This is a genomic window from Streptomyces sp. NPDC088124, assembly GCF_040685895.1.
GTDB lineage: Bacteria > Actinomycetota > Actinomycetes > Streptomycetales > Streptomycetaceae > Streptomyces.
The window spans coordinates 20,052-44,657 of record NZ_JBFBJB010000012.1 but is presented as its reverse complement, the minus strand read 5'-3'; the positions used below and the strand labels follow the sequence as shown (position 1 = coordinate 44,657).

Genomic DNA, 24,606 nt, shown 5'->3' with positions numbered 1-24,606 from the left:
GGTGTACGGGACGCCCGGCCCGCGCTGAGGGGCCTGCGTCCGGGCGGCCGTTCGGGTCACCAGGTCACGGGGATGGTCTCCGGGATGCGGAAGGCGACATCGGGCCGCCATGGCACCTCCGCGTCCGGTCCGGCGAGGCGCAGGGTGGGGGTGCCGGGGGCGGTCAGGGCTTCCAGTACGGCGGCGATCTGCATCCGGGCCAGCCGGTTGCCCGGGCAGTGGTGCTTGCCGTAACCGAAGCCCAGGTGCGGGCAGTGCTGCCGGTCGGTGGAGAAGCGGCCGGGGTCGAAGCGCTCGGGGTCCGGGAAGGCCACGGGGTCGTGGTTGGCGGATTCCAGGGAGAACAGCACGCACTCCCCGGCCTTGATGGTCAGCCCCTCGATCTCCACGTCACGCGTGGCGAGCCGCTTGGCGCCGCCGGTGGCCATCGGTGTTCTGCGCAGCAGTTCCTCCACCGTGGCCGGGATGAGTGCGGGGTCGACCCGGACGGCGGTGACGATGTCGGGGCAACGGGCCAGGGTCACCAGGGCGTTGGCGAGGAAACTGGCGGAGGTCCGGTATCCGGCGATGAGGAACACGTTGGCGACCTGGGCGAGTTCGGAATCGCTCAGCCTGCCGCCCGCTCCTTCGCGCCCCGCCGGGATCTCGGCCTCGGCGAGCCGTCTGAGCAGATGGTCGCCCGGGGTGGCGACCAGGCCGGGGAGCCGCCGCAGGAAGAAGTCGTACATGCGGGCGATCGCCGCCGTCATCGCCTCCGTGCCGGGGCCTCCCCAGGTCAGGACGGTGTCGCAGGCCTCGTTGAGCAGGCGCTTCTCCTCCTCGTCCAGCTCGCCGAGGAGGACCTGGCAGGCCACCAGGTAGGGCAGCGGTACAGCCAGCCCGGTGTACAGGTCGGCGGGCGGTCCCTTCCGGACGAGGCCGTCGATCATCGCCGTGGCCTGGCGGCGGGTCCAGGCGTGGTAGCGGCGTACCGCGCGCGGGCCGAGCGCGTCGCTCATGACCGAGCGCAGCCCGGTATCGCGGAGGGTGGCCATGATGTCGCCCCGGGTGCCCTCGGCGCGCGGGGCGATGGGTTCCTGGCGCGGGGCGCCCGGTCGCAGGGCGGCGGAGAGGCTCAGCCGGGGATCGCCGAGGAGGGCGCGGGCCACGTCGTACCGGGTGACGAGCCAGGCGTGATCGCCGGTGACCGTCCTGACCCGGGTGGCGGGTTGCGGGGTGTCCCGCAACAGGGCGTACACCGGGGAGATCGTGTCGCTCCAGTCCCCGAACGGGAAGTCGAGGGGCGGCGGTTCCGTACCCATGGTCAGCCTCCCGTGCGGGGTCGCGGGAGCGTGACGCCCGGCGCCGGGGCGGGCGGCGGGGCCGCGTCGGCGGGCCGTACCACCGCGAACGCCTGGCCGGGCGAGGCGAACAGCTCCTCGAACATCAGCGGCATGGTGGGGATCATGTGGTGGTAGATGTGCACGGAGGAGGGCACGCCGAGGATGGCCGGCGTGTCCGCGCACACGGGCAGCTCCGCGATCAGATAGCCCATGCCGACCTCCAGTTGCCGCTCGCTGGGCTCGACGCCCTTCAGGTGCGAGGCGAGGGCGAGCCCGCTCGCCTGGCGGAACACGTTCCGTACGCGGGGCTTCTCCGCCACCACCTGCTCGATGCGGCGGAGCAGCGACCGGTACGCGGGGTGCTCGGTGAACTCCGAGAGCACACGCACCCGGTGCCGGTACGCGGGCACCCCGGCGGCCGCCCAGGCCCGCGCGATACGCCGCCGCAGCCGCCGGGTCTCGCGCTGTGTGCTCGTCCGCACGCGCTCGGGGTCCCAGCCCAGCGCGCGGTACGTGTGGGTGAGCGACGTGTCCGGGATGACGGGGTCCACCTCGTCGAACACCGAACTGGTCCATCGCAGCAGGGCGGTGAGCCGCTGCTCGTTGAAGTACCCGTTCCCCGGGCTGACCCCGATCAGGGCGTGCTCGCCCCGTTCGCAGATCTCCCGGCAGTGGTCGGTGTACGGCTCGATGGTGAATTCGGGCGGGATCCTTCGTCCGGCGACCTCGTGCATGGGTTTCTCCCGTACATCAGGAAAAGTGATGACACGTGGCAGTGTGTTCGGCGCCGGGAGCGCGCGACAGCTTCCGCCGGGAGACTCCATTCGAATGAGTGGCCACCGCTGATCAAACGTGCGAGACGTGGCGTGTACTCGTCAAGTTCGGGCGGCGTGGTGGCCCACGGCCCGGCCCGTCAGCGCTCCCGGCGGGCGTTGAGCCGGGCGGCCTGGCGGGTCAGGTGGTCGCGTTCGGCGAGGTTGGTGGCCTGGTGGGCGGCGTCGGCGTACAGCCGTGCCGCCGTCTCCAGGTCGCCGTCGCGCTCGTGGAGGTACGCCGCCACCGCGGTGCGGCGGGGCAGGGGGTGTCTTCCCTTCGGGGCGGCCGGGGCGGCCGGGGAGGAGGACTCGTCCAGTGCCGCGAGCGCCGCCAGGCCCGCGCGCGGCCCGTCGGCCTCGCCGACGGCCACCGCGCGGTTGAGCCGGACCACCGGGCTGTCGGTCAGGCGGACGAGTTCGTCGTACCACTCGACGATCTGCACCCAGTCGGTCTCCCCGGCGGTGGGCGCGTCGGCGTGGAGGGCCGCGATGGCGGCCTGGGCCTGGAACTCGCCCAGCCGGTCCCGGGCGAGAGCCGTCTGCAGGATCCCGATGCCCTCGGCGATCGCGACGGTGTCCCACCGGGCCCGGTCCTGCTCGGCCAGCGGCACCAGGCTCCCGTCGGGCGCGGTCCGGGCGGCGCGCCGGGCGTGGTGGAGCAGCATGAGGGCGAGCAGCCCCGCCACCTCGGGATGGTCGATCACGGCGGCGAGCTGCCGGGTGAGCCGGATGGCCTCGGCGGCGAGGTCCACATCGCCGGAGTAGCCCTCGTTGAAGACGAGATAGAGGACGCGCAGCACGGTGGCGACGTCGCCGGGCCGGTCGAACCGTATCCCGGAGACGGTGCGCTTGGCCCGGCTGATGCGCTGCGCCATGGTCGCCTCGGGCACCAGGTAGGCCCGGGCGATCTGGCGGGTGGTGAGCCCGCCCACCGCGCGCAGGGTGAGGGCGACCGCGGACGTCTGGGGCAGCGACGGGTGGGCGCACAGGAAGTAGAGCTGGAGCGTGTCGTCCACCGCGGACGCGGGCCCCGGCGCCGGTTCCTCGTCGACGCGGTCCTCACGCCGACGGCGGGCGGCGTCCGCCCGGGTCACGTCGAGGAACCGGCGCCAGGCCACGGTGACCAGCCAGCCCTTCGGATCCCGCGGAGGGTCGGCCGGCCAGACGCGGACCGCCTCGACCAGCGCGTCCTGTACGGCGTCCTCGGCCGCCGCGAAGTCGGCTCCGCGGCGGACGAGGATCCCGAGCACGCTCGGGGTGAGGCTCCGGAGCAGGACCTCGTTCACCGGGGAGGTCACTCCGTGACGGTGGGCGGCTCGGTCAGGAACGGGCGCAGTTCGAGCCACTCGTGGATCGGCTCCCCGCCCGCGCCGGGGGCGGCCGACAGCTCCCCGGCCAGTTCGACGGCGCGCTCGTAACTGTCGACGTCGATCACCATCCAGCCGGCGATGAGGTCCTTGGTCTCGGCGAACGGGCCGTCGGTGACCGGCGGGCGGCCCTCGCCGTCGTACCGCACCCACGTCCCCTCGGGGGCGAGCGCCTGACCGTCGACGAACTCGCCGGTCTCTGTCAGCCGGTCCGCGAAGTCCTGCATGTACCGCACGTGGGCCGAGATCTCCTCCGGCGTCCACCGGTCCATGGGCACGTCGTTGGCCGGGGCCGGGGCGCCGCGGTAGTGCTTGAGCAGCAGGTACTTGGCCATGGTGTTCTCCTCGGTGCTGGTGCGGCCCATTGTGGCCGCGTTCACCCCTGGGACGGAGCGGGCCACGGGTTCTCGACATCCCCGTCCCATCTTTTTTGGTTCTCCTGGCCGAGCCCTCTGCCGGGGAGGCCGGGACTCTCGTCGTGGGAGCCGAGTCCTCCGCCCCGGAGGCCGGGCTTTCCGGCTCGGAACCTGGGCTCTCCGCCCCGGAGGCCGGGCTCTCCGTCCCGGAGGCGGGGCTCTCCGTCCCGGAACCGGAGCCTCCGTCACGGAGAGAGACATTTGCCACCACTTGGCGCAGATCCAAGTTCCAGGCGCGCGCTCGTATCCTCGGAGCTATGACAACCAGCAGCGCACCCCAGGGCCCCGGGACCGGGCAGCCGACCGCCAACGGCATGCGCCGCGCCCTCAAACGGGCCCGGGACGGTGTCGCGCTCGATGTCGCCGAGGCCACCGTGCTGCTCCAGGCGCGCGGGGCGGACCTCACCGAGCTGGCCCGGTCCGCCGCGCGGGTGCGGGACGCCGGGCTGGCGGCCGTCGGGCGGGCCGGGGTCATCACGTACTCCCGCAACGTCTTCATCCCGCTCACCCGCCTCTGCCGCGACAAGTGCCACTACTGCACCTTCGTCACCGTCCCCGGCAAGCTCCGTCGCGCCGGGCACGGCATGTTCCTCTCGCCCGACGAGGTCCTGTCGATCGCCCGCGACGGCGCCGCCATGGGGTGCAAGGAAGCCCTGTTCACCCTCGGCGACCGGCCCGAGGACCGGTGGCCCGAGGCGCGGGAGTGGCTGGCGGCGGAGGGGTACGACGACACGCTCGCCTACGTACGCGCCATGGCGATCCGCGTCCTGGAGGAGACCGGGCTGCTGCCCCACCTCAACCCCGGGGTGCTGTCCTGGACCGACCTCCAGCGGCTCAAGCCCGTCGCGCCGAGCATGGGCATGATGCTGGAGACCACCGCCACCCGGCTCTGGTCCGAGCCCGGCGGCCCGCACCACGGCTCGCCCGACAAGGAGCCCGCCGTCCGGCTGCGGGTCCTGGAGGACGCCGGCCGTTCCAACGTGCCGTTCACGACCGGTGTGCTCATCGGCATCGGCGAGTCGTACGAGGAGCGCGCCGACGCACTCTTCGAGCTGCGCCGGATCCAGCGGGCCTACCACGGCCTCCAGGAAGTCATCGTGCAGAACTTCCGCGCCAAGCCCGACACCGCCATGCGCGGCATGCCCGACGCGGAGCTGGAGGAGCTGGCCGCGACCATCGCCGTCGCCCGGCACATCCTCGGCCCCGCCGCCCGCATCCAGGCGCCGCCGAACCTCGTCGCGGGCGAGTACGCGCTGATGGTCGGCGCGGGCATCGACGACTGGGGCGGGGTCTCGCCGCTCACCCCCGACCACGTCAGCCCCGAGCGCCCCTGGCCGCACATCGACGAACTCCGCGCGCGCACCGCCGAGTCCGGCTTCGAGATGCGCGAACGCCTCACCGTCTACCCGGAGTTCGTCCAGCGCGGCGAGCCCTGGCTCGACCCCCGGCTGCTGCCGCACGTACGGGCCCTCGCCGACCCGGAGACCGGGCTCGCCCGCGAGGACGTCACCCCGGCCGGGCTGCCCTGGCAGGAACCGGACGAGGGCTTCACCGCCACCGGCCGCACCGATCTGCACCGCACCATCGACACCGAGGGCCGCACCGCCGACCGGCGCGACGACTTCGACGAGGTGTACGGGGACTGGGAGGCGCTGCGCGAGGCCGCCGCCCCCGGCATGGTGCCCTCCCGTATCGACACCGACGTACGGGGAGCCCTCGCGCAGGCCGCCGACGACCCGGTGAAGCTCACCGACGACCAGGCCCTCGCCCTGCTCCACGCCGACGGGCCGGCCCTCGACGCGCTCACCAGGATCGCGGACGAGCTGCGCCGCGACACCGTCGGCGACGACGTCACGTACATCGTCACCCGCAACATCAACTTCACCAACGTCTGCTACACCGGCTGCCGCTTCTGCGCCTTCGCCCAGCGCCGTACGGACGCCGACGCGTACACCCTCTCCCTCGACCAGGTCGCGGACCGCGCGCAACAGGCGTGGGAGGTCGGCGCCACCGAGGTCTGCATGCAGGGCGGCATCCACCCCGACCTGCCCGGCACCGCCTACTTCGACATCGCGCGCGCGGTGAAGGAGCGCGTTCCCGGTATGCACGTCCACGCCTTCTCCCCGATGGAGGTCGTCAACGGCGCCTCGCGCACCGGCCTTTCGATCCGGGAATGGCTGACGGCCGCCAAGGAGGCCGGACTCGACTCGATCCCCGGCACGGCGGCGGAGATCCTCGACGACGAGGTCCGCTGGGTCCTCACCAAGGGCAAGCTGCCCACGGCCACCTGGATCGACGTCGTCACGACCGCCCACGAACTGGGCATCCGCTCCAGCTCCACGATGATGTACGGCCATGTCGACCAGCCGCGCCACTGGCTGGGCCACTTCCGTACGCTCGCCCGCATCCAGCGGGAGACCGGCGGCTTCACCGAGTTCGTGACGCTGCCCTTCATCCACACCAACGCCCCGGTCTACCTGGCCGGTATCGCCCGCCCCGGGCCCACCGACCGGGACAACCGCGCGGTGATCGCGATGGCGCGGCTGCTGCTGCACCCGTACATCCCCAACATCCAGACCAGTTGGGTGAAGCTCGGCACGGAGGGTGCGGCGGAGATGCTGCGCTCCGGCGCCAACGACCTGGGCGGCACCCTGATGGAGGAGACCATCTCCCGTATGGCGGGCTCCAGTTACGGCTCGTACCGCTCGGTGCGGGACCTGGTCGCCATCGCGGAGGCGGCGGGCCGCCCGGCGAAGCCGCGGACGACCCTGTACGGGGAGGTCCCGGCGGAGCGGGTCGAAGCGGCGGCCGCGTCGGACGGACACCTGCCGGAGTTGCTGCCTCTGCTGGCAGACTGAGAGCCAGGGAGTTGAAGAGCGGGACGGCGCGGGAGCGCGCGATCGGGGGAGTACGTACGTGGCACAGGCGCGGGCGCATCAGCCGTCGATGGCCGAACTGATCGCGCGGCGCCGCAGATTCATCGGCCGCAGCGCCGAACTGTCCGCGTACCGCGACAACTTCGGCTATCCGCCCGAGGACGAGCGGCACCGCTACCTCTTCCATGTCCACGGCAACGCGGGCGTCGGCAAGACCTCCCTCGTACGGGAGCTGGAGCGCACCGCCCGGGAGTGCGGCGCGCTGACGGCGTACGTGGACGAGTCGGTCAGCAGTGTCCCCGAGGCGCTGGCCGCGATCGCCGAACAGCTCGACCGGCAGGGGCATCCGCTCAAGCAGCTCGACCGGCAGCTCGCCACCTACCGGCAGCGGCGGCACGAGGCAGAGGCCGTGTCGAGCGCCGCTCAGGCGGGCCCCGGTGCCGTGGGAGCGGCGCCTCCCGCCCCGTCCGCCGGGTCCACCGCCGCCGTCACGGCCGGGGTGATCGGGCTGCGGATGGTCCCGGTCGTCGGGGCGTTCGCGGACGCCGTCGACACCCAGCAGCTCGCGTCGGGAGCCGACCGGCTGCGGGCCACGCTCAGCGCGCGCTTCCGCGACCAGGAGGACGTCCAGCTCGTCCTCAAGCCGGACCAGGTGCTCACCCCCGTCCTGGTCACCGAACTGACCGGGATCTCCCGCGACATCCCCTGGATCGCGCTCTTCTTCGACACGTACGAACGCACCGCGCCCTTCCTGGACACCTGGCTGCGGGACCTGATCAAGGCCGGCCGGTTCGGGGACTTCCCGGCCCGCGTCGTCGTGACGCTCGCCGGCCAGCGCCCCCTCGACACCGCGGTCTGGGGCGGTTACGGCGGCTTCGCGACGGACCTGCCGCTCGCGCCCTTCACCGAGGGGGAGGCGCGCACGCTCCTCGCGGCGAAGCGGGTCACGGACGAGTCCGTCGTCGAGGAGGTGCTCAGGCTCTCCGGCGGCCTGCCCGTCCTCGTCTCCACCCTCGCGGAGAACCAGCCCGCCGATCCGGGCGACGTGGGCGACCCCAGCGCCAGCGCCGTCGAACGCTTCCTCAAGTGGGAGCAGGACCCCGTGCGGCGCGCCGCGGCCCTCGCCTGCGCCCTGCCGCGCCGACTGGACGAGGACGTCTTCCGCGCGGTCACCACCGAGGACGTCCTCGGCGCCGTCGTCGCCGAGGACCCGGCGGGGCTGTACGACTGGCTGCGGGCCCTGCCCTTCGCCATCCGCAAGGACGGCGCGGTCACCTACCACGGCGTCGTGCGCGCCCCCATGCTGCGTCTCCAGCGCACCCGCTCCCCGCGCGGCTGGCGCGAGCGGCAGGCCGCGCTCGCCGCGTGCTTCGCCCGCTGGCGCGCCGAGACCGAGGGCGAGCTGCGCGCCGACGAGGTCTGGGAGAGCGCCGAATGGCGCGCGCTGCGCTTCGAGGAGACGTACCACCGGCTGTGCGCGGGACCCCGCGGCGCGCTCCCCGGGGCGCTGCGGGACGTCGTGGAGGGCTGCCGCGAGAGCCCGGCCGCGGCCCGCCGCGCGGCCCAGGTGCTGGCGGAGGCCGGCACGGACACCGGCGACGAGGTGGCCCGGGAGTGGGGACGGCGGCTGGTGGCCGCCCTCGACGACGAGGAGGACGGCGCCCGGGCCGCCCTCGGCGCCCTGCTCGACCGGCCGGGACTGGACACCCCGGGCCGGGCGGCGGCGCACACCGTACGGGGCCGGGAACTGCGCGAGGCGGGCTCGCACGAACCCGCACTCGCGGAGTACGACCGGGCGCTCGCGCTCGACCCGCGGGCGCCCCTCGCGCACTTCGGCCGCGGCCTCACCCACCAGGAGAGCGGGGCGTACGAGCCCGCCCTGGCCGATCTGCGCCGCGCCGACGAACTCTCCCCGGACACGGTCTGGATCCTGGAGGTGTACGGGGAGACGCTGCGGATCGTCGGCAGGAACGACGAGGCCGTCGCCCTGCTGGACCGCGTCCTCGCGCTCGACCCGACCGACGCCTTCGCGCTGGCCTCCCGGGGCGTCGCCCAGCACGCGCTGGGCCGGCACGACGCCGCCCTGGCCGATCTCGACCGCGCCCTGGAACTGGACGACGAGTATCTGTGGGCCCTGGTCCGCAGGGCCCGCCTGCTGCGCGACCTGGAGGAGCCCGACCGGTCCTTCGCCGATCTGGACCGCGCGGTCGAACTCGCCCCGGACAACGCGTGGATCGCCTCCGAGCGCGGCGAGGGGTACCGGCTCGCCGACCGCGACGAGGAGGCGGAACGGGAGCTGACCCGTGCCCTGGAGCTCGACGCCGAACACGCCTCGGCGCTGGGCGGCCGGGGGCATGTCCGCCACCAACTGGGGCGGGACGCCGAGGCGCGCGCCGACCTCGACCGGGCGATCGAACTGGACCCCGAGTACGCCTGGGCGCTGGCGCACCGCGCCCGGCTGCGGCGGGAACACGACGATGCCGCCGGCGCGCTGGCCGACCTGGAGCGCGCCGTCGAGGCCGACCCGGACGTCCTCTGGATCCGGCGGGAGCGCGGCGAGGCCCGGCTGGACGCGGGACAGCACGAGGAGGCGCTCGCCGACCTCACCGAGGTGCTGGACCGGCGGCCCGAGGACATCTGGGCGCTCACGCTGCGCGGCCGGACCCATCACGTACGGGGCCAATACAGTGACGCCTTCGCGGATCTGGACCGGGCCCTGGAACTCGATCCGGACGACTCCTGGGCGTACTACTGCCGGGGCAGGACGGGCCAGGCCGCGGGCCGCCCGGAGCAGGCGTACGCCGATCTCGTACGGTGCGCCGAGCTGTACCCGGAGGCGGACCACGCCCGGCGCAGGGCGGCGGGCATCTGCCTGCTCCAGGGCCGGCCCGAGGAGGCGCTGCGCCTGCTGGACGAGGTGACCGACCCCGGCGACAACAGCCCGGTGGACCGCTGCGAGGCACTGCGCCGCAGCGGACAGTGGGCCGAGGCGCGCGCGGTGGCCGAGCGGCACAGCGCCGAGGCGCCGGTGTTCGGCACGCTCCAGCTGGCCATGACGGTGACCGTGGCCGAGGGCGCGGAGGCCGGGGTCCCGGTCTGGCGGGAACTGGAGCGGCTGATGGGCGAGGCCGGTGACCTCCCGGCCGACACGACCGCGTACGCGGCCATGCTGAGCGGGGCCGTACGGGGGGACTGGGCGGCGCTCGACACCGCGCTCGCCGCCCTGTTCGACACCGCGGACGCGTGGGACGACCTCGCGAACATCGCCTGCGACCTCGAAGAACTGCTCCACGCACCCGGCGTCGACACCGCCGGCCTGACCCCCCGCCTCGCCCGGGTCGTCGCCGCGCGCGACGCGTTCGCCGCCCGCTGGGCATGAACCGGGGACGGGGCCGGGGAGGAGGAAGACCGAAGAGAACCGCCGCGCTACTTTGGTCGGATGCGGCACCGCGCCCGCCCTCCGTAACGTCGTACGGTATGACAGCACCGTTTCCCGCCCAGTCCGCCGGCGGACCGCCCGCGCCCGGCCCGCAGGTCGGCGGTTGGGCCGCTCCAGGTCCGCAGGTCGGCGGAACGCCCGCCCCCGGCAAGTCCGCCACCGCGCGCCTCGCGGATGTCGACGCGCTCCGCGGCTTCGCGCTCTTCGGCATCCTGATGGTCAACATCCCGTTCTTCGCGAGTGGTTACACCCTGCTCGACGTGGCCGACCCGGCCAGGACCGCGTGGCACGACCATCTCGCCACGGACGTGGTCCAGTTCCTCTTCGAGTCGAAGTTCTACCTCCTCTTCTCCTTCCTCTTCGGCTACAGCTTCACCCTCCAGCTCAACTCCGCCGCCGCGCGCGGGGTCTCCTTCCGCCCCCGCTTCCTGCGGCGGCTCGGCGGGCTGCTGCTGATCGGGGTCGCCAACGCGGTGCTGCTCTTCTACGGCGACATCCTGGTGACGTACGCCTTCCTCGGCCTGCTGCTCTTCTTCGTGCGGGGCATCTCGCCGCGCCGCGCACTGTGGGTGGCCGGGATCATCACCGGTGCCGTCACGTTCGCCTTCCTGGCCCTGGCCGTCCTCGTGGCCCTCATCGACGAGGCGTCCGCCTCCGCGACCCCCGCCGAGCGGCTCACCATGCTGGCCGACGGCCACGCGGCCACCGAGGCGATGCGCGGCGGACTCGGGGAGGTGCTCGGGGAACGGGGCTCCTCGCTGTCGACCGCGTTCCCGCTGATCTTCTTCTTCCAGGGCCCGCTGGCCTTCTCCGCCTTCCTGGTCGGGCTGGCGACCGGCAAGCACCGCGTGCTCGACCACACCGCCGCCGCGGACCCGGACGCGTACCGGCGGAAGCTGCGGCTCGTCCAGCTCATCGGCTTCCCGGTCGGCCTGGCGGGCGCGTTCTGGTACGCCGCCGCCGGCCCCGAGGACCTCTTCGCGCCCGCCGTGCACCTCGTCACCGCGCCCTGCCTCACCGCCGCGTACGTCGCCACCCTGCTGCGCTTCTTCCGCACCGCGCGCGGCGCCCGGCTCGCCGAGACGCTGGCCCGCCCCGGCCGCATGGCGCTCACCAACTACCTGAGCCAGTCGCTGCTCTGCGGACTGATCTTCACGGGTGTGGGCCTCGGCCTCATCGGGCGGATGCCGTACGCCGCGGTGATCGCCGTCGCGGTGGGGATCTTCGCCGTCCAAGTGGGGTGGAGCGCCTGGTGGACGCGGCGGTTCCGGATGGGACCGGTGGAGTGGCTGCTGCGCGCCGTCACGCACCTGGAGCGGCCGACACTGCGCGTCTGAGTGCGCCCTCAACCCACTGTTCCCGTTCGATTACAGTGCTGCGCAACCGTGCGCAGTCCGATCGGGGGCCGACAGGGGAAGGGGCCGCGTGAGCACACCGTCCGGAGTCGTCTGGGGCCGTGCCGAGCAACAGGACTTCCGCAGCCGGGTACGGGGCACCCTGCTCGGCGGCGGGCTGGGCGACGCGCTCGGCGCCGGGGTCGCCACGCTCACGCTCGACGAGATCAGAGCCGCGCACGGCGCCGCCGGTGCCACCGATGTCGTCTCCGCGTACGGCCGGCGCGGCGCGGTCACCGCCAACACCCAGCTCACCCTGTTCACCGTCGACGGGCTGATCCGCGCCCAGGTGCGCCGCGACATCGGCGCCTGGCACCCGCCCACCGATGTGCACCGCGCGCATCTGCGGTGGGCCGCGACCCAGCGGGACTGGGGGCCCGACCTGCGGCGCAAGGACAACGGGTGGCTCGCCCAGGAGGAATGGCTGTACGTACGCCGCGACCCGACCATCTCCTGTCTCACCGGCCTCGGCGACCAGGTCATGGGCACGCTCGACCAGCCGAAGAACCCCATCGCGCGGGACGCGGGCGCGCTCGTACGGTCCGCGCCGTTCGGGCTGCTCGTCGGGTGGGAACCCCAACTCGTCTGCCAGCTCGCGCTGGAGTGCGCCGTCCAGACGCACGGCTGTCCGGGGGCCTACGTCTCGGCAGGCGCCTACGCCGTGATCGTCCACGAGATCGCGCGCGGCGGGACCCTGGAGGCGGGGGTGGAGCGCGCCTGCGTGCTGATCGCGCCGCGCACCGGCCACGAGCCCGTCACGGCGGCCCTGCGGCAGGCGCTCGACCTCGTCCGGCGGGGCGTGCCGGGCCCCGAGCAGATCGCCGCGCTCGGCGACGGGCGCACCGCCGAGTCGGCGCTCGCGGTCGCCGTCTACTGCGCGCTGGTCGCCGAGGACGTACGCCAGGGGCTGCGGCTCGCCGTCAACCACGACGGTCCCTCCGCCGCCACGGGCACCCTCTGCGGCTCGCTCCTGGGGGCGATGCACGGTGAGACGGCCCTGCCGCCCGCCTGGCTGGCGGAGCTGGAGGGCCGGCCCACCCTGCTGGAGATCGCCGACGACTTCGCGATGGAGATGACCCAGGGGCCGGCCCTGCACAGCCCCGATGTCACGGAGTCGGGCTGGCTGACCCGCTACCCGCGCGGCTGATCCCGTTCCCCTTGCCGTTCGCGTCGCCCGCCCCGTCGGTCTCCTCGTGGCCGTCCCCGTCGATCCGCCCCAGCAGCGCGTCACGCTCCGGTGTGTCCTCCGGCTTCAGGAAGCCGATGACGATGTACAGCACGAGCGACACCGCGAGCGGCACGGAAACCTGGTACTGGAGCGGCACGCCGCCGTCCACGTTCCAGTTGATGGGGTAGTTGACCAGCCAGAACGCCAGCAGTCCCATCGCCCAGCTCACCAGCGCGGCCGTCGGCCCGGACTTGCGGAACGGCTTGAGCAGCCCCAGCATGAACGGGATCGCGATCGGCCCCATCAGCCCCGCCACCCACTTGATGACGACGGTGATGATGTCCTTGAACGTCGGCGAGTTGACCTGGGTGGCGATCGCCATCGACAGCGCGAGGAACGAGATCGTCGACAGCCGCGCCGCCAGCAGCCCCGCCCGGTCCGACCAGCTGCGCGCCGCCCGGGAGAGCACCGGGGCGATGTCCCGGGTGAAGACCGCCGCGATGGCGTTGGCGTCCGACGAGCACATCGCCATGGTGTGCGAGAAGAAGCCGACGATGACCAGGCCCAGCAGCCCGTGCGGGAGGAGCTGTTCGGTCATCAGGGCGTACGAGTCGGACGCGTCGGGCTTCTGCGCCTCCACCAGCAGCGGCGCGCACCACATGGGGAAGAACAGGACCAGCGGCCACACCAGCCACAGGACGGCCGAGAGCCGCGCCGAGCGCGTGGCCTCGCGGGCGCTGGCCGTGGCCATGTAGCGCTGCGCCTGGTTCCACATGCCGCCGTTGTACTCGAAGGTCTTGATGAAGAGGAACGCCAGCAGGAACGTCACGGTGTACGGTCCCGCCGTCGGCTCGGCGTGGCCCTCGGGGAGCTTGTCCCAGACCGTCCACAGCGCGCTGACGCCGCCGAGTTCGCCCATGACCGCGACGAGCATCGCGATCCCGGCGAAGAGCTGGATGATGAACTGGCCCAGCTCGGTGAGGGCGTCGGCCCACAGCCCGCCGACGGTGCAGTAGATGCCGGTGATGACACCGGTGATGAGGATGCCCTGGTTGAGGGAGATCCCGGTGAAGACGGAGAGCAGGGTGGCGATGGCGGCCCACTTGGCGCCCACGTCCACGATCTTCAGCAGCAGCCCGGACCAGGCGAGCGCCTGCTGTGTTCTCAGGTCGTACCGGTTCTTCAGATATTCCAGCGGCGAGGCGACCCGTAGCCGGGAGCGCAGCCGGTTGAGCCGGGGCGCGAAGATCTGCGCGCCGATCCCGATGCCGATGGCTATGGGGAAGGACCAGGTCACGAATGATGTGACGCCGTAGAGATAGGCGATGCCGGCGTATCCGGTGAACATCACGGCGCTGTACCCGGACATGTGGTGCGAGATGCCCGACAGCCACCAGGGCATCTTGCCGCCCGCGGTGAAGAAGTCGCTGACGTTGTCCACTCGTTTGTGCGACCAGATGCCGATCGCGATCATGACGCCGAAGTACGCGATGAGCACGATCCAGTCGAGGCTGTTCATGTCACCCCTCCAGGGGTCCGCCGGATGAACGTCGGAGCGCTTCGTCAGTGGGCGCGTTCCGGTCGGCGGCAACCCCCGTGCGGGAGCGGGGACTTGGGGGATTGAACCGCCTGGCGGGGCGGCGGGTCAAGGGTGTACACGGTCATGGACGTGAACGAAGGTCAGTGAGTCGAACGTTTTTACCTGTTCTTGACTCTCCGTGGCGTTGTCGCGACCGTGCCGGTTCACCCAGGATGAGCGGGCACTTCGTCAGCGGGCTCCGGTCGTGGGCCGCGGGTCTTTGGCGTACGGAGCGGGTGGGCCGTACGGAACGGAAACAGCCGCGCGGGATGCGGGTCCCGCGCGGCCGGGCATGGTCGAGCCCCCTCGGCCAGGACGGCGGACCGGTCGAGAGGGCTCTGTCTGTGCTGCGGTAAAACGCGGCGTGCCTCAGTCGAGGCCGGCGGCGCCCTTGCCCATTTCCTGGACGAAGGCATTCCATGAGCTGGGGACGAAGGAGATCGACGGCCCCTCGGGAGCCTTCGAGTCCCGGACGGCAACGGCCTGGACGAAGGGGGACCTGACCTCTACGCATGCGCCGTTTCCGCCGGAGTACGAGGACTTCGTCCACGTGTCCGTAGCGCCCTGAAGAATTGCCATATTCGCTCCGGTTCAGCAAGTGAGGTGACATAGCGCCAACTTCTGCTGGCATGATCGACGCTACTCGCCTCACGTGATGAGTGGGATGTGCGTTCACTCGTCCGGATGGTCTATTGGGGAACAGCCTTACGCCTGGCGCGGATTGAGTAGTACACTTCTCCCGCCGTCATGTGTAAAAGCGGATCAGTTCGACAATCCGGACCAATGTGACGAGTGCTCAAGGGGTGCTCAACGGGCGTAATCCTTGGCGATATCCGCGATGTACTGCCGCGTCTGATCCGCATTCAGGGCCTGTGCGCGCAGATGTTCGTACATCACGCTGTACCGCTGCACATCATTCGCCTTCTCCAGATAAAGGTCGCTCGTCACGCCCTCGATGTAGACCACGCTGGAGTCCGACGCGTCGGGGAATTCGAGAATCGCGTAGTGCCCGCTGATTCCGGGATGCGCGCCCATGTCGAAAGGAAGCACCTGGACCGTCACATGCGGCAACTGCGACTGCTCCACCAGGTGTTCGAGCTGCTCGCGCATGAGCTGACGGCTGCCGACGACCCGCCGCAGCGCCGCCTCGTCGACCACGGCCCAGAGCCGCAGCGGCTCCTCGGGCGCGTTGATCCGGTCCTGTCGCCGCATCCGTACCCCGACGCGCTTCTCCACATCCGGTACGGCCGACTCCGGAAGCGCGCCGTTGATCAGCGCCTCGGCGTACGGGCGTGTCTGGAGCAGCCCGGGAACCACCTGCGGTTCGAACACGCGCAACGAGGCCGCGTCCGTCTCCAGGCCGATGTAGACGCTGTACGGGATGTCGCCGAAGGCATGCCACCAGCCCTGCTGGCGGGAGTCCTTGGCCATTTGCATAAGCGAGTCGACGATCCGGCTGTCCTCGACGTCGTAGACCCCGCAGAGATCCCGTACATCGCGCTGGCTGATCGAACGGCGGCCGTTCTCCAGTCGGCTGATCTTCGACTGGGAGACCAGCAGGCGTTCCGCGACTTCCTCGGCCGTCATGCCTTTGAGTTCGCGAAGCCGGCGCAACTCCTGGCCCAATCGGCGTCGCCTGACGGTGGGATTGACGTTGGACGCCACGGAAACTGCACCTCCGGCTGTGTAGCTGTAGCTGTACGTATCTACTGCTCAGCAGACTGCCACCAAAGGTCCCGGCTGCGCTGGGAAATGGCTACAGAGGTGATTGCGCCGTTCTGCGCGCCGCGCCGCGCGCCCTCACGCGCGCCCTGGCGCCGTCGCGGGCCTCAGGGCCCCTCCCGGGGCTTCAGCGGCCCCGCGGACCCCTGGCCAAAGGTCTGGCCCTTTGCCGGGGCTCCAGGCGCCCGTGGGGCGGCCGCGAGGTGGCTGATACGCGACGCGCGGGGCAGCCAAATGGTGTTGGCTGCCCCGCGCGTCCTGTGCGGCTCCCGAACCGGGTCCGGTCTGCTGGACGACGACGGCACGTCGGTGCGTCGGTGCGTCGGATTGCGGTGTGTCAGTGCGCCGGCACGCGCGCCATGCCACCGCGCTGCGGCTGCATGGGCACGCCACCGACCGGCCGCGCGCCGGCCGGAGCACCGGCGGCGCTCTGGGCCGGGTTACGGCGTGGCTGTGCGCCCACCCCGTTCTGGACGTCCATCACGGCGTGCGCCACGAGACCGCCCATCGGGTCGTGCCTGATCAGGTCCCGGAGCCGGGAGCGCGACGAGCGCCCCTCGTTCCCGGGGTAGAGGTGCTTGCCGAGTCCGACCGCGTGGGCCAGCGCGGCGAGCGCCGCGGTCCGCGGGTCCGGCGGAACGCCGGTGCGGATCGCGCTGTCCAGCCGGGACCTGATCTCCCGGCTGATCGCCGTCTCCGTCGCCTGGTAGCGAGTCGTCGGCAACACCCCGCACATCTGGCCCGCGACGGCATGCACCATGCCGCACCGCTCCAGATGCGAGAGATAGGTCTGGCGCAGCCCCAGCCGGGGCCCGCCGATCCAGTGGACCGCCCGAACCGGGCTGCCGCGTCTGCGCAGCAGCTCCAGTGCGGAGTCCAGAGTTGGATCTCCGGTCGGCCGTGGCATCACCACGGCGATACGATCCCCGTCAGGGGCTATCCGTCCTGCCAGAGCCAGCTCCACTAGCTGTGCTCCGGCCAGGCCGAGGTCGAGCGACTGCGGCTGCGCTGTGGTACCCGTGGCCGGGTCCAGAGCGAGCAGCAGAAGCTCCTCCGGAATTGTTCTGCGGCTCCTGCCCATCCATGCCTCCCCGCGTGGATGAATGACAGGGTGACCCCTCTCACAATGGTCTGTCGAGGGTGCCTGGGTGCTTTGTGTGGGAACCGTTATGTATGTCGTTCTCGTCTAGCACTCGGGCCGAGGTCCCAGAGCGGGACACTGATAGATGCTTCGGACAGTGCGGTTTACGGCGCATGAGACATGAAGGAGACGCGGTGGCGGGCGAGTCCCCCGACAAATCGGATCAGCGGAAGTCGTCGGGGGAGACGACTCCTGGCGAACGTGACCCGAGGCTTTCGGTCTTCCGTGAATCGGCCGCGGCCGTACCGGACCGGAGAGACGGGGGCGAGGGGGCCGAGGGGTCGGAATCCGGCTCGGGGGTGTCGACAAAGGTTGCGACCGCAAATCGCGACGAGGACTCCGTGACGGAACCGGAGTCCGGCCCGGCGGCTGCCGAGGACGCGGCGAGCGGGTCCCCGGAGCGCCCGAAGTCCGACAACCGGACGATGACCCTGAAGGGCGCCGGGTCGCCTTCATGGGCGAGGTCCGGGGCCGAGCCGAAGGAGTCGGAGAAGGCCGGGGAGTCGGAGGAGTCGGAGGAGTCGGAGAAGGCCGGGGACACCTCGGCCGAGTCCGCCGCCGGGACAGGACCGGTCGGCTCGCCCGCCCCTGACGGGACGAAGGACGAGGAAGAGGCCGGGAAGACGCCGGGGAAGACGTCCGGAAAGGCGTCCGACGCGGGGTCGCAGGAGCCGGAGGAGCCCAAGGAGTCCCCGGAGTCGAAGGACTCCGACAACGCCGACGACGCCGAGAAGTCGGAGAAGGCGTCGGCGAAGTCGTCCGAGAGCGGGGGCGGGGGCGGCGACGACCGGCCCGCGCCTGCTTCCGGGTCCGGATCCGAGCCCGGGGCCAAGCCCGAGTCCGGGGCCACGACGGGGGCCAAGTCCGGGGCCGGGTCCGGATCTGACTCCGGGTCCAAGTCCGAGCCGGGGGCCGGGTCCAAGCTTGGTTCTGCCCCCGACCCCGAGTCCGGCTCCAAGTCCGAGTCCGGGGCCAAGTCCGAGTCCGGGTTCAAGCCCGAGTCCGGGGCCAAGTCCGAGTCCGGGCCGGTCGATCAGGCCACCGCTGTCTTCAAGACCCTTCCCAAGCCCGCCACCGACCAGCCCACCACCGCGCTGAAGCTGCCCAAGCCGGCCGACGTGGCCGAGGCCCCGGCGGAGCGGACGAGTACGTTCGTACCCCTGCGCCGCGACGACCGTCCGGCCCCGGCGGCGTCCAAGCCTGCCCAGCCCCAGCCCCAGCCCCAGGCATCGGCTCCGGCTCCGGCGCCCGCGCCGTCCGGGTTCCCGGAGGCCGAGCGCACCCGGCAGCAGCCGTTGCCGCCGATGCCCCCGCTCGACCTGCTCGCCGAGCTGACCAACAAGCCGGCCCCGCCGGAGACCCCGGTCCGCACGATGGTCCGCCGGGTCAAGATCTGGACGCCGCTGGTGCTGCTCGCGGTGGTCGTCTTCGCGATCGTCCAGGCGGTACGGCCGCTCCCCGCACCGGAGTTGATGCTCAGCGCGGACTCCGAGTACTCCTTCGACGGCGACAAGCCGACGCTGCCGTGGCCCGACCACGGGCAGGGCGCCATGTCGGTGGCGGGGCTGGGGGAGGTGGACTCCTTCGGCGAGCAGAAGCCGGTTCCGATCGCCTCCGTGACCAAGTCGATGACGGCGTACATCATCATGCGGGACCACCCCATGAAGGTGGATCAGGACGGTGCGATGATCCCGGTCGACGCCCTGGCGGAGAAGGAGGGCGGCTACGACGAGTCCGGCAACGAGTCGACGCTGAACACGATCAAGGAGGGCGACAAGCTCTCCCAGAAGGACGCCCTCAGCGCGCTCATGATCCCGTCGGCGAACAACGTGGCCCGGCTGCTCGCGCGCTGGGACGCCGGTTCGCAGGACGCGTTCGTCAAGAAGATGAACGACGCCGCCGAGGAACTCGGGATGAAGGACACGAAGTACACGGACCCGTCGGGTCTGGACGCCACGACCGTCTCCACCGCGTCCGACCAGGTGAAGCTGGGGCTGGAACTGGTGAAGATGCAGGCGCTGATGGTGATCACCCAGCTGCCGCAGTGGACCGACCCGTCCGGTAAGACGTGGCCCAACTGGAACACCCTGGTGCCCTACAACGGCGCCATCGGGATAAAGACCGGTACCACCACCAAGGCCGGCGGCAACCTGCTCTTCGCCGCGACCAAGGACGTCGAGGGCACGAAGAAGCAGTACGTCGTGGGCGCCATCCTCGGCCAGCGGGGCCCCTCGATCATCGACGCGGTCAACGCGGCGAGCAAGAAGGTGCTGATCGACACGCGTGAGCTGCTGGTGTCGCAGACGGTGGTGAAGAAGGGCCAGACGGTCGGCTACGTCGACGACGGCCTGGGCGGCCAGACCCCCGTCGTCGCCACCAAGGACCTGACGGCGGCCGGCTGGCCGAGCCTGAAGATCTCCCTCGGGATGACGGACGGCGGCAAGGCGGTTCCGCAGACGGCGTCGGCCGGCACGGTGGTCGGTCAGCTGACCGTCGGTTCCGGACCGGGCCAGGTGACCGCACCGGTCGCGCTCCAGGAAGACCTGGTCGAGCCCGGTTTCGGCGCGAAGCTGACCCGCGTCGGCTGACCGGTCGCGGGAGACGGGTGAAGGCCGGTGGCCCCGGAGCGCATGCTCCGGGGCCACCGGCCGTAGGGCCGCACGTGACGGCCCCGGAGCACGCGCCTGCCGTACGCGCCAGCCATACGTGCTAGCGTCGCGAAACGGACATCTGTTGGGCGCCGCCCCGTCATCTGCCCGGCCGGCCGTTCGGCGGGCCGCCCGGGCAACTGAGCACCACGGGTTCGGCGTCCTGGAAGATGCGGGCGTCCTGCAAGGATGCCGGGGTCGGCACACCGGGCCACGGGCCACGAACTACGCGTGACGAATGACGGGTTACGGAGAAGAGCTCCGGGCGACCGCGGGACGGCAGGACCGCGGGACCGCGCGACGGAGCGACGGGAAGACGTGGAGAGCCGCAGTGACGACCGCTGAGCCGCCGCGCGCCGACGGCGGCGCCGCCCGCAGTGCGCCCGCCCCCGGTGCGCCCGCTGCCGAGGCGCGAATAGATCTGCCCGCGGACCGATCCGCGGCACCGCCCACGGGACCGGCCCCGGAGCCGCTCACGGACGCGTCCGCGCGCCCCGCGCCCCCCGGGGGCAACGGGGACCCCGGCGAAGGCGGGCGGTTTGCAGGCGTCCGGGAGCGGGTGCGGCGGCATCCCGTCCTCTTCGCCACTCTCGTCGCCGCGGCCGTCCACGTCCTCTGGTTCTTCTTCTTCGCGAACAGCGGCGGCGACATCGCCGCTCAGGACGCCTGGGCCGAGTTCGTGGGCCGCCACCCCGACTCCGCGTACAACCTCGCCTGGTACGGCGGGATGCACCCCGTCTCGTACAGCGTCGTCTCGCCGTACCTGATGTCGGTCCTCGGTGTCCGTTCGACCATGATGGTGGCCGGGACGGTCTCCGCCGCCCTGACCGCGCTGATCCTCGTCCGTGTCCCGGCCGTCCGTAACCCCGTCGCGTGCGGGCTCGCCGGGGTGTTCGCGTTCCTGTGCAACGCGCTCTCCGGGCGCGTCACCTTCGGCCTCGGCGTGATGTTCGCGCTCGGCGCCGTCGCCGCCGTGTTCTGCTGGCCCCACCGCTGGCGCCGCAAGCGCTGGCTCAAGGGCGTGGCCGCCGCGCCGCTCGCCGCGCTCGCCACCGCCGCCAGTCCGGTCGCCGGGCTGTTCCTCGGTGTCGTGGCCGCCGCGCTCTTCCTCAACAAGCGCCGCCCCGGGGCCTACGCGCTCGGCCTCGCCCCGGCGGCGGTCGTGGCGCTCTCCGCCTGGCTGTTCCCGTTCTCCGGTACGCAGCCGATGTCGGTCGGCACCGCCTCGCTGCCGTTCCTCTTCTCCGTCCTCACCTTCGTCCTCGTCCCCGGGGAGTGGCGTACGGTCCGGGTCGCCACGGCCGTCTACGGCTCCGGGGTGCTGCTCACGTACGTGATCGACTCGCAGATCGGCTCCAATGTCTCCCGGTTCGCGATGATCGTCGGCGGGGTGGTGCTGCTCGCCGCCCTGCCGTACACCGCGCCGCGCACCCGCCGCTGGTACGCCCTGGTCGTCGCCTTCGCCGGGCTGAACTTCTGGATCGGCTTCAAGGGCGTCGACGACATCGTGCGGACGGCCCCCACCGCCTCCTGGGCCCGCGAGCTGGCGCCGCTGGTCAACCAGTTGCAGCGCAGGGGCGCGGACAAGGGCCGCGTCGAGGTCGTGCCCGCCAGCAGCCACCGCGAGTCCTCCGCGCTCACCCCGTACGTCAACCTCGCCCGGGGCTGGAACCGGCAGGCCGACATGGAGCGCAACCCGCTCTTCTACGACGACACCCTGACCGAGACGACGTACCGGGACTGGCTGGACCGCTGGGCCGTGCACTACGTGGTGCTGCCCGAGGGCCGGTTCGACGACGGCGCCGCCGTGGAGGCCGAACTGGTCCAGGGCGGCCTGCCCTATCTGGAGCGCCTGTGGGGCGACGCCAACTGGACGCTCTACGAAGTCCAGGACCCGACGTCGCTCGCCGACCCGCCCTCGATCGTCGAGCGGGCGGGCGCCGAAGAGGTGACGATCCAGGTGAAGTCCGCCGGGCGGGTGCTCATCCGGATCCCGTACTCGCCGTGGCTCGCGCTGGTCGACGAGGACGGCAAGCGGGTGCTGCCGCCGCAGGAGACGGCCGCGTCCAAGGCGGCCGGGGAGGCGGACGGGAACAGCCCGAAGACCTTCACCAACCCCAACGGCTGTCTGCTGAAGGCCGAGCCGACCGCGCAGGGCGACGAGTGGACGGAACTGCTCGCTCCCCGGGCCGGGGTCTACCGACTGGCCGCGCCGTACCAACTGCCGCGCGGGACGGGCTGCCCGGAGGAACTGCGCTGAGCCACGGGGGGTTCGGGCGGCCGACGCTCTGTGCCTGATGGGGCTGTGACATCCTCCTCGGCCGCCGGGGTATCGCCGGATTGCCGTGCGACTGGCCGGGTGAACTGGGATTCCCGGGACGGGCAACAGAAGAATGGGCGGACGAGGCGACTTCCCGACGTTCTGGAAGTGGCCCAGCGGGGCTGCATGGATTTGTCCCGGATGACTGGGACGCTTCGCGCGTAGCGTTGACGCTGCGATCACAGCGCCCTACGTGGGCCACCGGGATCGTTGCCCCACCGACTCACCCGAGGAACCCCATGCGCGCCATCACCGTCCAGGACCGCGACGCCGGCATCAGCGGCCTCACTCTCAACGACCTGCCCCACCCGCACGCGGCCGAGAACGACGTGATCGTCCGCGTGCACGCCGCCGGCTTCACTCCGGGTGAGCTTGCCTGGCCCGGCACCTGGACCGACCGGGCCGGCCGCGACCGCACCCCGTCGGTCCCCGGCCACGAGCTGTCCGGCGTGGTCACCGAGCTCGGCTACGGCACCACCGGCCTCACGGTCGGCCAGCGCGTGTTCGGGCTCACCGACTGGACGCGCAACGGCTCGCTCGCCGAGTACACCGCGGTCGAGGCCCGCAACCTCGCCCCGCTCCCCGCCGACGTCGACCACGCCGCTGCCGCCGCCCTGCCCATCTCCGGACTCACCGCCTGGCAGGGCCTCTTCGATCACGGCCGCCTCACCACCGGCCGGACCGTGCTCATCCACGGCGCCGCGGGCGGCGTCGGCTCCCTCGCCGTACAGCTCGCCCGCGAGACAGGCGCCCGAGTGATCGGCACCGGCCGGGCCGCCGACCGGGAGACCGCGCTCGGCCTCGGCGTGCACGCGTTCCTGGACCTGCGGGCCGACCGCCTGGAGGACATCGGCGAGGTGGACGTCGTGTTCGACGTCATCGGAGGAGAGATCCTGGAACGCTCCACGGCGCTGGTCCGCGCCGGCGGCACCCTGGTCACCATCGCGCAGCCGGTCACCACCCACCCCGCGGACGCCCGCGCGGTCTTCTTCGTCGTCGAACCCGACCGCGTCCGTCTCGCCGACCTCGCCCAGCGCCTGCGCGACGGGCGACTCAAGCCGATCGTCGGAGCGATCCGCCCGCTGCAGGAGACGGCCGCGGCCTTCGCGCCCGACAAGCGCACCCCCGGCAAGACGATCATTCAGGTCATCGAAGGCGGGTAGCCGAGGTGCCGGCCTTCGAAGTCGTCTGCGCAGACGACCGAAGTCGTCTGCACTCGCTGATGGAGGATTGCGCTGGTGCCGGCCAGGAGAGCCTGGCCGGCCCTTCTCCTGTCAGGCCTTGTTCACCGGTTCTTGGAGTTCGGTGACCCACTCGTCGTGGTCGTCGGGGCATTCCAGGTTGATCTCTCGGGGATAGCCGATCGAGCGGTAGCCGTTGGCGTCGATCCAGCGGCCGAGGGTCTGGACGGTGGGCAGAACGGTCTCCATCGAGCCGCGGTGACCGTGCCCGGGCGAAGTCTCCGATGGTGAACATGATGTCTCCGAGTTGACCGCCTGACACGGTGTGAGGGTCAAGAACACTGCTCGGATGCCTGGAAAGGACCGTGAGCGGGATCGGTTGGCTTCGTTCACTTCAAGCAGCGGCGTTCGTCCATCGGTTCGGGAGGCAGCTGGCGGTTGGCGGCGTCATGAATGTTCGCGAGAAATGACGTCAGTGGAGGTCTGTCATCCGTCGGTGATGGCCAGCAGGAGGCCGGAGGCGATCAGGCCCGCCTCGATGATGAGGACGAAGACGTGGGCCGGCAGCCGGTCGACGATCTTCTTGCCCGCCCAGGCCCCGGCCGCGCCGGCCGGGGCGAGGGCCAGACCGATGGTGGCGCTGGTGGCGGTCAGCACGGCGGCGGCGCCGAAGATGACGAGTTTGGTCAGGTGCATCACCACGGCGGAGGCGGCCTCGGTGCCGATGTAGGCGCCGCGCAGCAGGCCGCGGGCGAGGAAGAACGGGGCGACCATCGGCCCGACCGAGCCGACCAGTGCGGAGCTGAAGCCGGAAGCGGCTCCGACTGCGGCGAACGCGCGGTCGCCGAGCCGGGCCGCGTGCGGCTTCCAGCGCCGCCAGGCGACCATGACCAGCAGGAACACGCCGATGACGCGCGTGAGGGCGGGCAGCGGCGCGGTGGCGAACAGCAGTGCCCCGGCTGCGGCGGCCGGGACGGCGCCGATGGCGAAGACGCCGACCAGGCGGCGGTCGACCTCGCGCCGGTTGAACCACACCCGGCTGCCGTTGCTGGCCAGCTGGGCGACGGTCAGGACTGCGACCGCGTCCCGGGTGCCGAGGACGGCGACGAACACCGGCAGCAGGAGCACCCCTCCGCCGAACCCGGCCACCGCCGACAGCGCCGCGGTGGCGAACGTCGCGGCCACCATCAGGACCACCAGCAGCACCGTCTCCACGAC

General features: G+C 72.0%; 16 protein-coding genes and 1 pseudogene. 7 read left to right on the top strand and 10 right to left on the bottom strand.

Annotation, left to right across the window (positions count from 1 at the left end):
* Window positions 1–56 precede the first annotated feature (56 nt).
* The 4 genes from AB0P17_RS12010 to AB0P17_RS11995 form a co-directional block, all read right to left on the bottom strand.
* Window positions 57–1,301 carry a cytochrome P450 gene (locus AB0P17_RS12010; RefSeq protein WP_365809994.1) on the bottom strand — a complete coding sequence of 415 codons (1,245 nt, stop codon included), beginning with the start codon at window positions 1,299–1,301 and terminating at the stop codon, window positions 57–59.
* A 2-nt stretch (window positions 1,302–1,303) separates the two neighbouring features.
* Window positions 1,304–2,056, bottom strand: coding sequence for a tRNA-dependent cyclodipeptide synthase (locus tag AB0P17_RS12005; RefSeq protein WP_365809992.1), 753 nt, complete (start codon window positions 2,054–2,056; stop codon window positions 1,304–1,306).
* A 179-nt stretch (window positions 2,057–2,235) separates the two neighbouring features.
* The gene (locus tag AB0P17_RS12000) at window positions 2,236–3,423 is read right to left on the bottom strand and encodes a DUF6596 domain-containing protein (RefSeq protein ID WP_365810191.1); all 1,188 of its coding nucleotides are present in this window, start codon (window positions 3,421–3,423) and stop codon (window positions 2,236–2,238) included.
* 8 nt (window positions 3,424–3,431) lie between these two features.
* Window positions 3,432–3,839 (bottom strand): YciI family protein, encoded by a 408-nt coding sequence (locus tag AB0P17_RS11995; protein WP_365810189.1) that lies wholly within the window; start codon window positions 3,837–3,839, stop codon window positions 3,432–3,434.
* A gap of 338 nt (window positions 3,840–4,177) precedes the next feature.
* Here AB0P17_RS11995 and AB0P17_RS11990 point away from each other — a divergent pair, with 338 nt between their 5' ends.
* The 4 genes from AB0P17_RS11990 to AB0P17_RS11975 all read left to right on the top strand — a co-directional run bounded on the left by AB0P17_RS11990 (window position 4,178) and on the right by AB0P17_RS11975 (window position 12,776).
* The gene (locus AB0P17_RS11990) at window positions 4,178–6,778 is read left to right on the top strand and encodes a bifunctional FO biosynthesis protein CofGH (protein ID WP_365809990.1); all 2,601 of its coding nucleotides are present in this window, start codon (window positions 4,178–4,180) and stop codon (window positions 6,776–6,778) included.
* A 58-nt stretch (window positions 6,779–6,836) separates the two neighbouring features.
* A complete protein-coding gene (locus tag AB0P17_RS11985) occupies window positions 6,837–10,175 on the top strand; it encodes a tetratricopeptide repeat protein (protein WP_365809988.1) in 3,339 nt (1,112 codons plus the stop codon).
* 98 nt (window positions 10,176–10,273) lie between these two features.
* On the top strand, window positions 10,274–11,572 hold the full coding sequence (locus tag AB0P17_RS11980; protein ID WP_365809987.1) for a DUF418 domain-containing protein: 1,299 nt from the start codon (window positions 10,274–10,276) through the stop codon (window positions 11,570–11,572).
* An 88-nt stretch (window positions 11,573–11,660) separates the two neighbouring features.
* A complete protein-coding gene (locus AB0P17_RS11975; RefSeq protein WP_365809986.1) occupies window positions 11,661–12,776 on the top strand; it encodes an ADP-ribosylglycohydrolase family protein in 1,116 nt (371 codons plus the stop codon).
* Here AB0P17_RS11975 and AB0P17_RS11970 read toward each other — a convergent pair.
* The 4 genes from AB0P17_RS11970 to AB0P17_RS11955 all read right to left on the bottom strand — a co-directional run bounded on the left by AB0P17_RS11970 (window position 12,736) and on the right by AB0P17_RS11955 (window position 17,179).
* Entirely contained in the window at window positions 12,736–14,316 is a 1,581-nt protein-coding gene (locus AB0P17_RS11970; protein ID WP_365809985.1) for a sodium:solute symporter family protein, read from the bottom strand. The genes AB0P17_RS11975 and AB0P17_RS11970 overlap by 41 nt on opposite strands.
* A 429-nt stretch (window positions 14,317–14,745) precedes the next feature.
* Window positions 14,746–14,955: a DUF397 domain-containing protein gene (locus AB0P17_RS11965; protein ID WP_365809983.1), complete on the bottom strand. Its 210-nt coding sequence runs from the start codon at window positions 14,953–14,955 to the stop codon at window positions 14,746–14,748.
* 228 nt (window positions 14,956–15,183) lie between these two features.
* Window positions 15,184–16,041, bottom strand: coding sequence for a helix-turn-helix transcriptional regulator (locus tag AB0P17_RS11960; RefSeq protein WP_365809981.1), 858 nt, complete (start codon window positions 16,039–16,041; stop codon window positions 15,184–15,186).
* A 394-nt stretch (window positions 16,042–16,435) separates the two neighbouring features.
* Window positions 16,436–17,179 carry a GPP34 family phosphoprotein gene (locus tag AB0P17_RS11955; protein ID WP_365809980.1) on the bottom strand — a complete coding sequence of 248 codons (744 nt, stop codon included), beginning with the start codon at window positions 17,177–17,179 and terminating at the stop codon, window positions 16,436–16,438.
* Window positions 17,180–17,580: 401 nt separating this feature from the next.
* On the opposite strand from AB0P17_RS11955, the gene AB0P17_RS11950 reads away from it, so the two are divergent.
* The 3 genes from AB0P17_RS11950 to AB0P17_RS11940 all read left to right on the top strand — a co-directional run bounded on the left by AB0P17_RS11950 (window position 17,581) and on the right by AB0P17_RS11940 (window position 23,370).
* Entirely contained in the window at window positions 17,581–19,827 is a 2,247-nt protein-coding gene (locus AB0P17_RS11950) for a D-alanyl-D-alanine carboxypeptidase (RefSeq protein ID WP_365809978.1), read from the top strand.
* Window positions 19,828–20,218: 391 nt separating this feature from the next.
* Window positions 20,219–22,147, top strand: coding sequence for an MFS transporter (locus AB0P17_RS11945; RefSeq protein WP_365809975.1), 1,929 nt, complete (start codon window positions 20,219–20,221; stop codon window positions 22,145–22,147).
* 299 nt (window positions 22,148–22,446) lie between these two features.
* Window positions 22,447–23,370, top strand: coding sequence for an NADP-dependent oxidoreductase (locus tag AB0P17_RS11940; RefSeq protein WP_365809972.1), 924 nt, complete (start codon window positions 22,447–22,449; stop codon window positions 23,368–23,370).
* 111 nt (window positions 23,371–23,481) lie between these two features.
* Here AB0P17_RS11940 and AB0P17_RS11935 read toward each other — a convergent pair.
* A pseudogene (locus AB0P17_RS11935) lies at window positions 23,482–23,649 on the bottom strand (GyrI-like domain-containing protein); the annotation flags it as partial.
* 225 nt (window positions 23,650–23,874) lie between these two features.
* Window positions 23,875–24,603 (bottom strand): sulfite exporter TauE/SafE family protein, encoded by a 729-nt coding sequence (locus AB0P17_RS11930; protein WP_365809971.1) that lies wholly within the window; start codon window positions 24,601–24,603, stop codon window positions 23,875–23,877.
* Window positions 24,604–24,606: the final 3 nt, after the last annotated feature.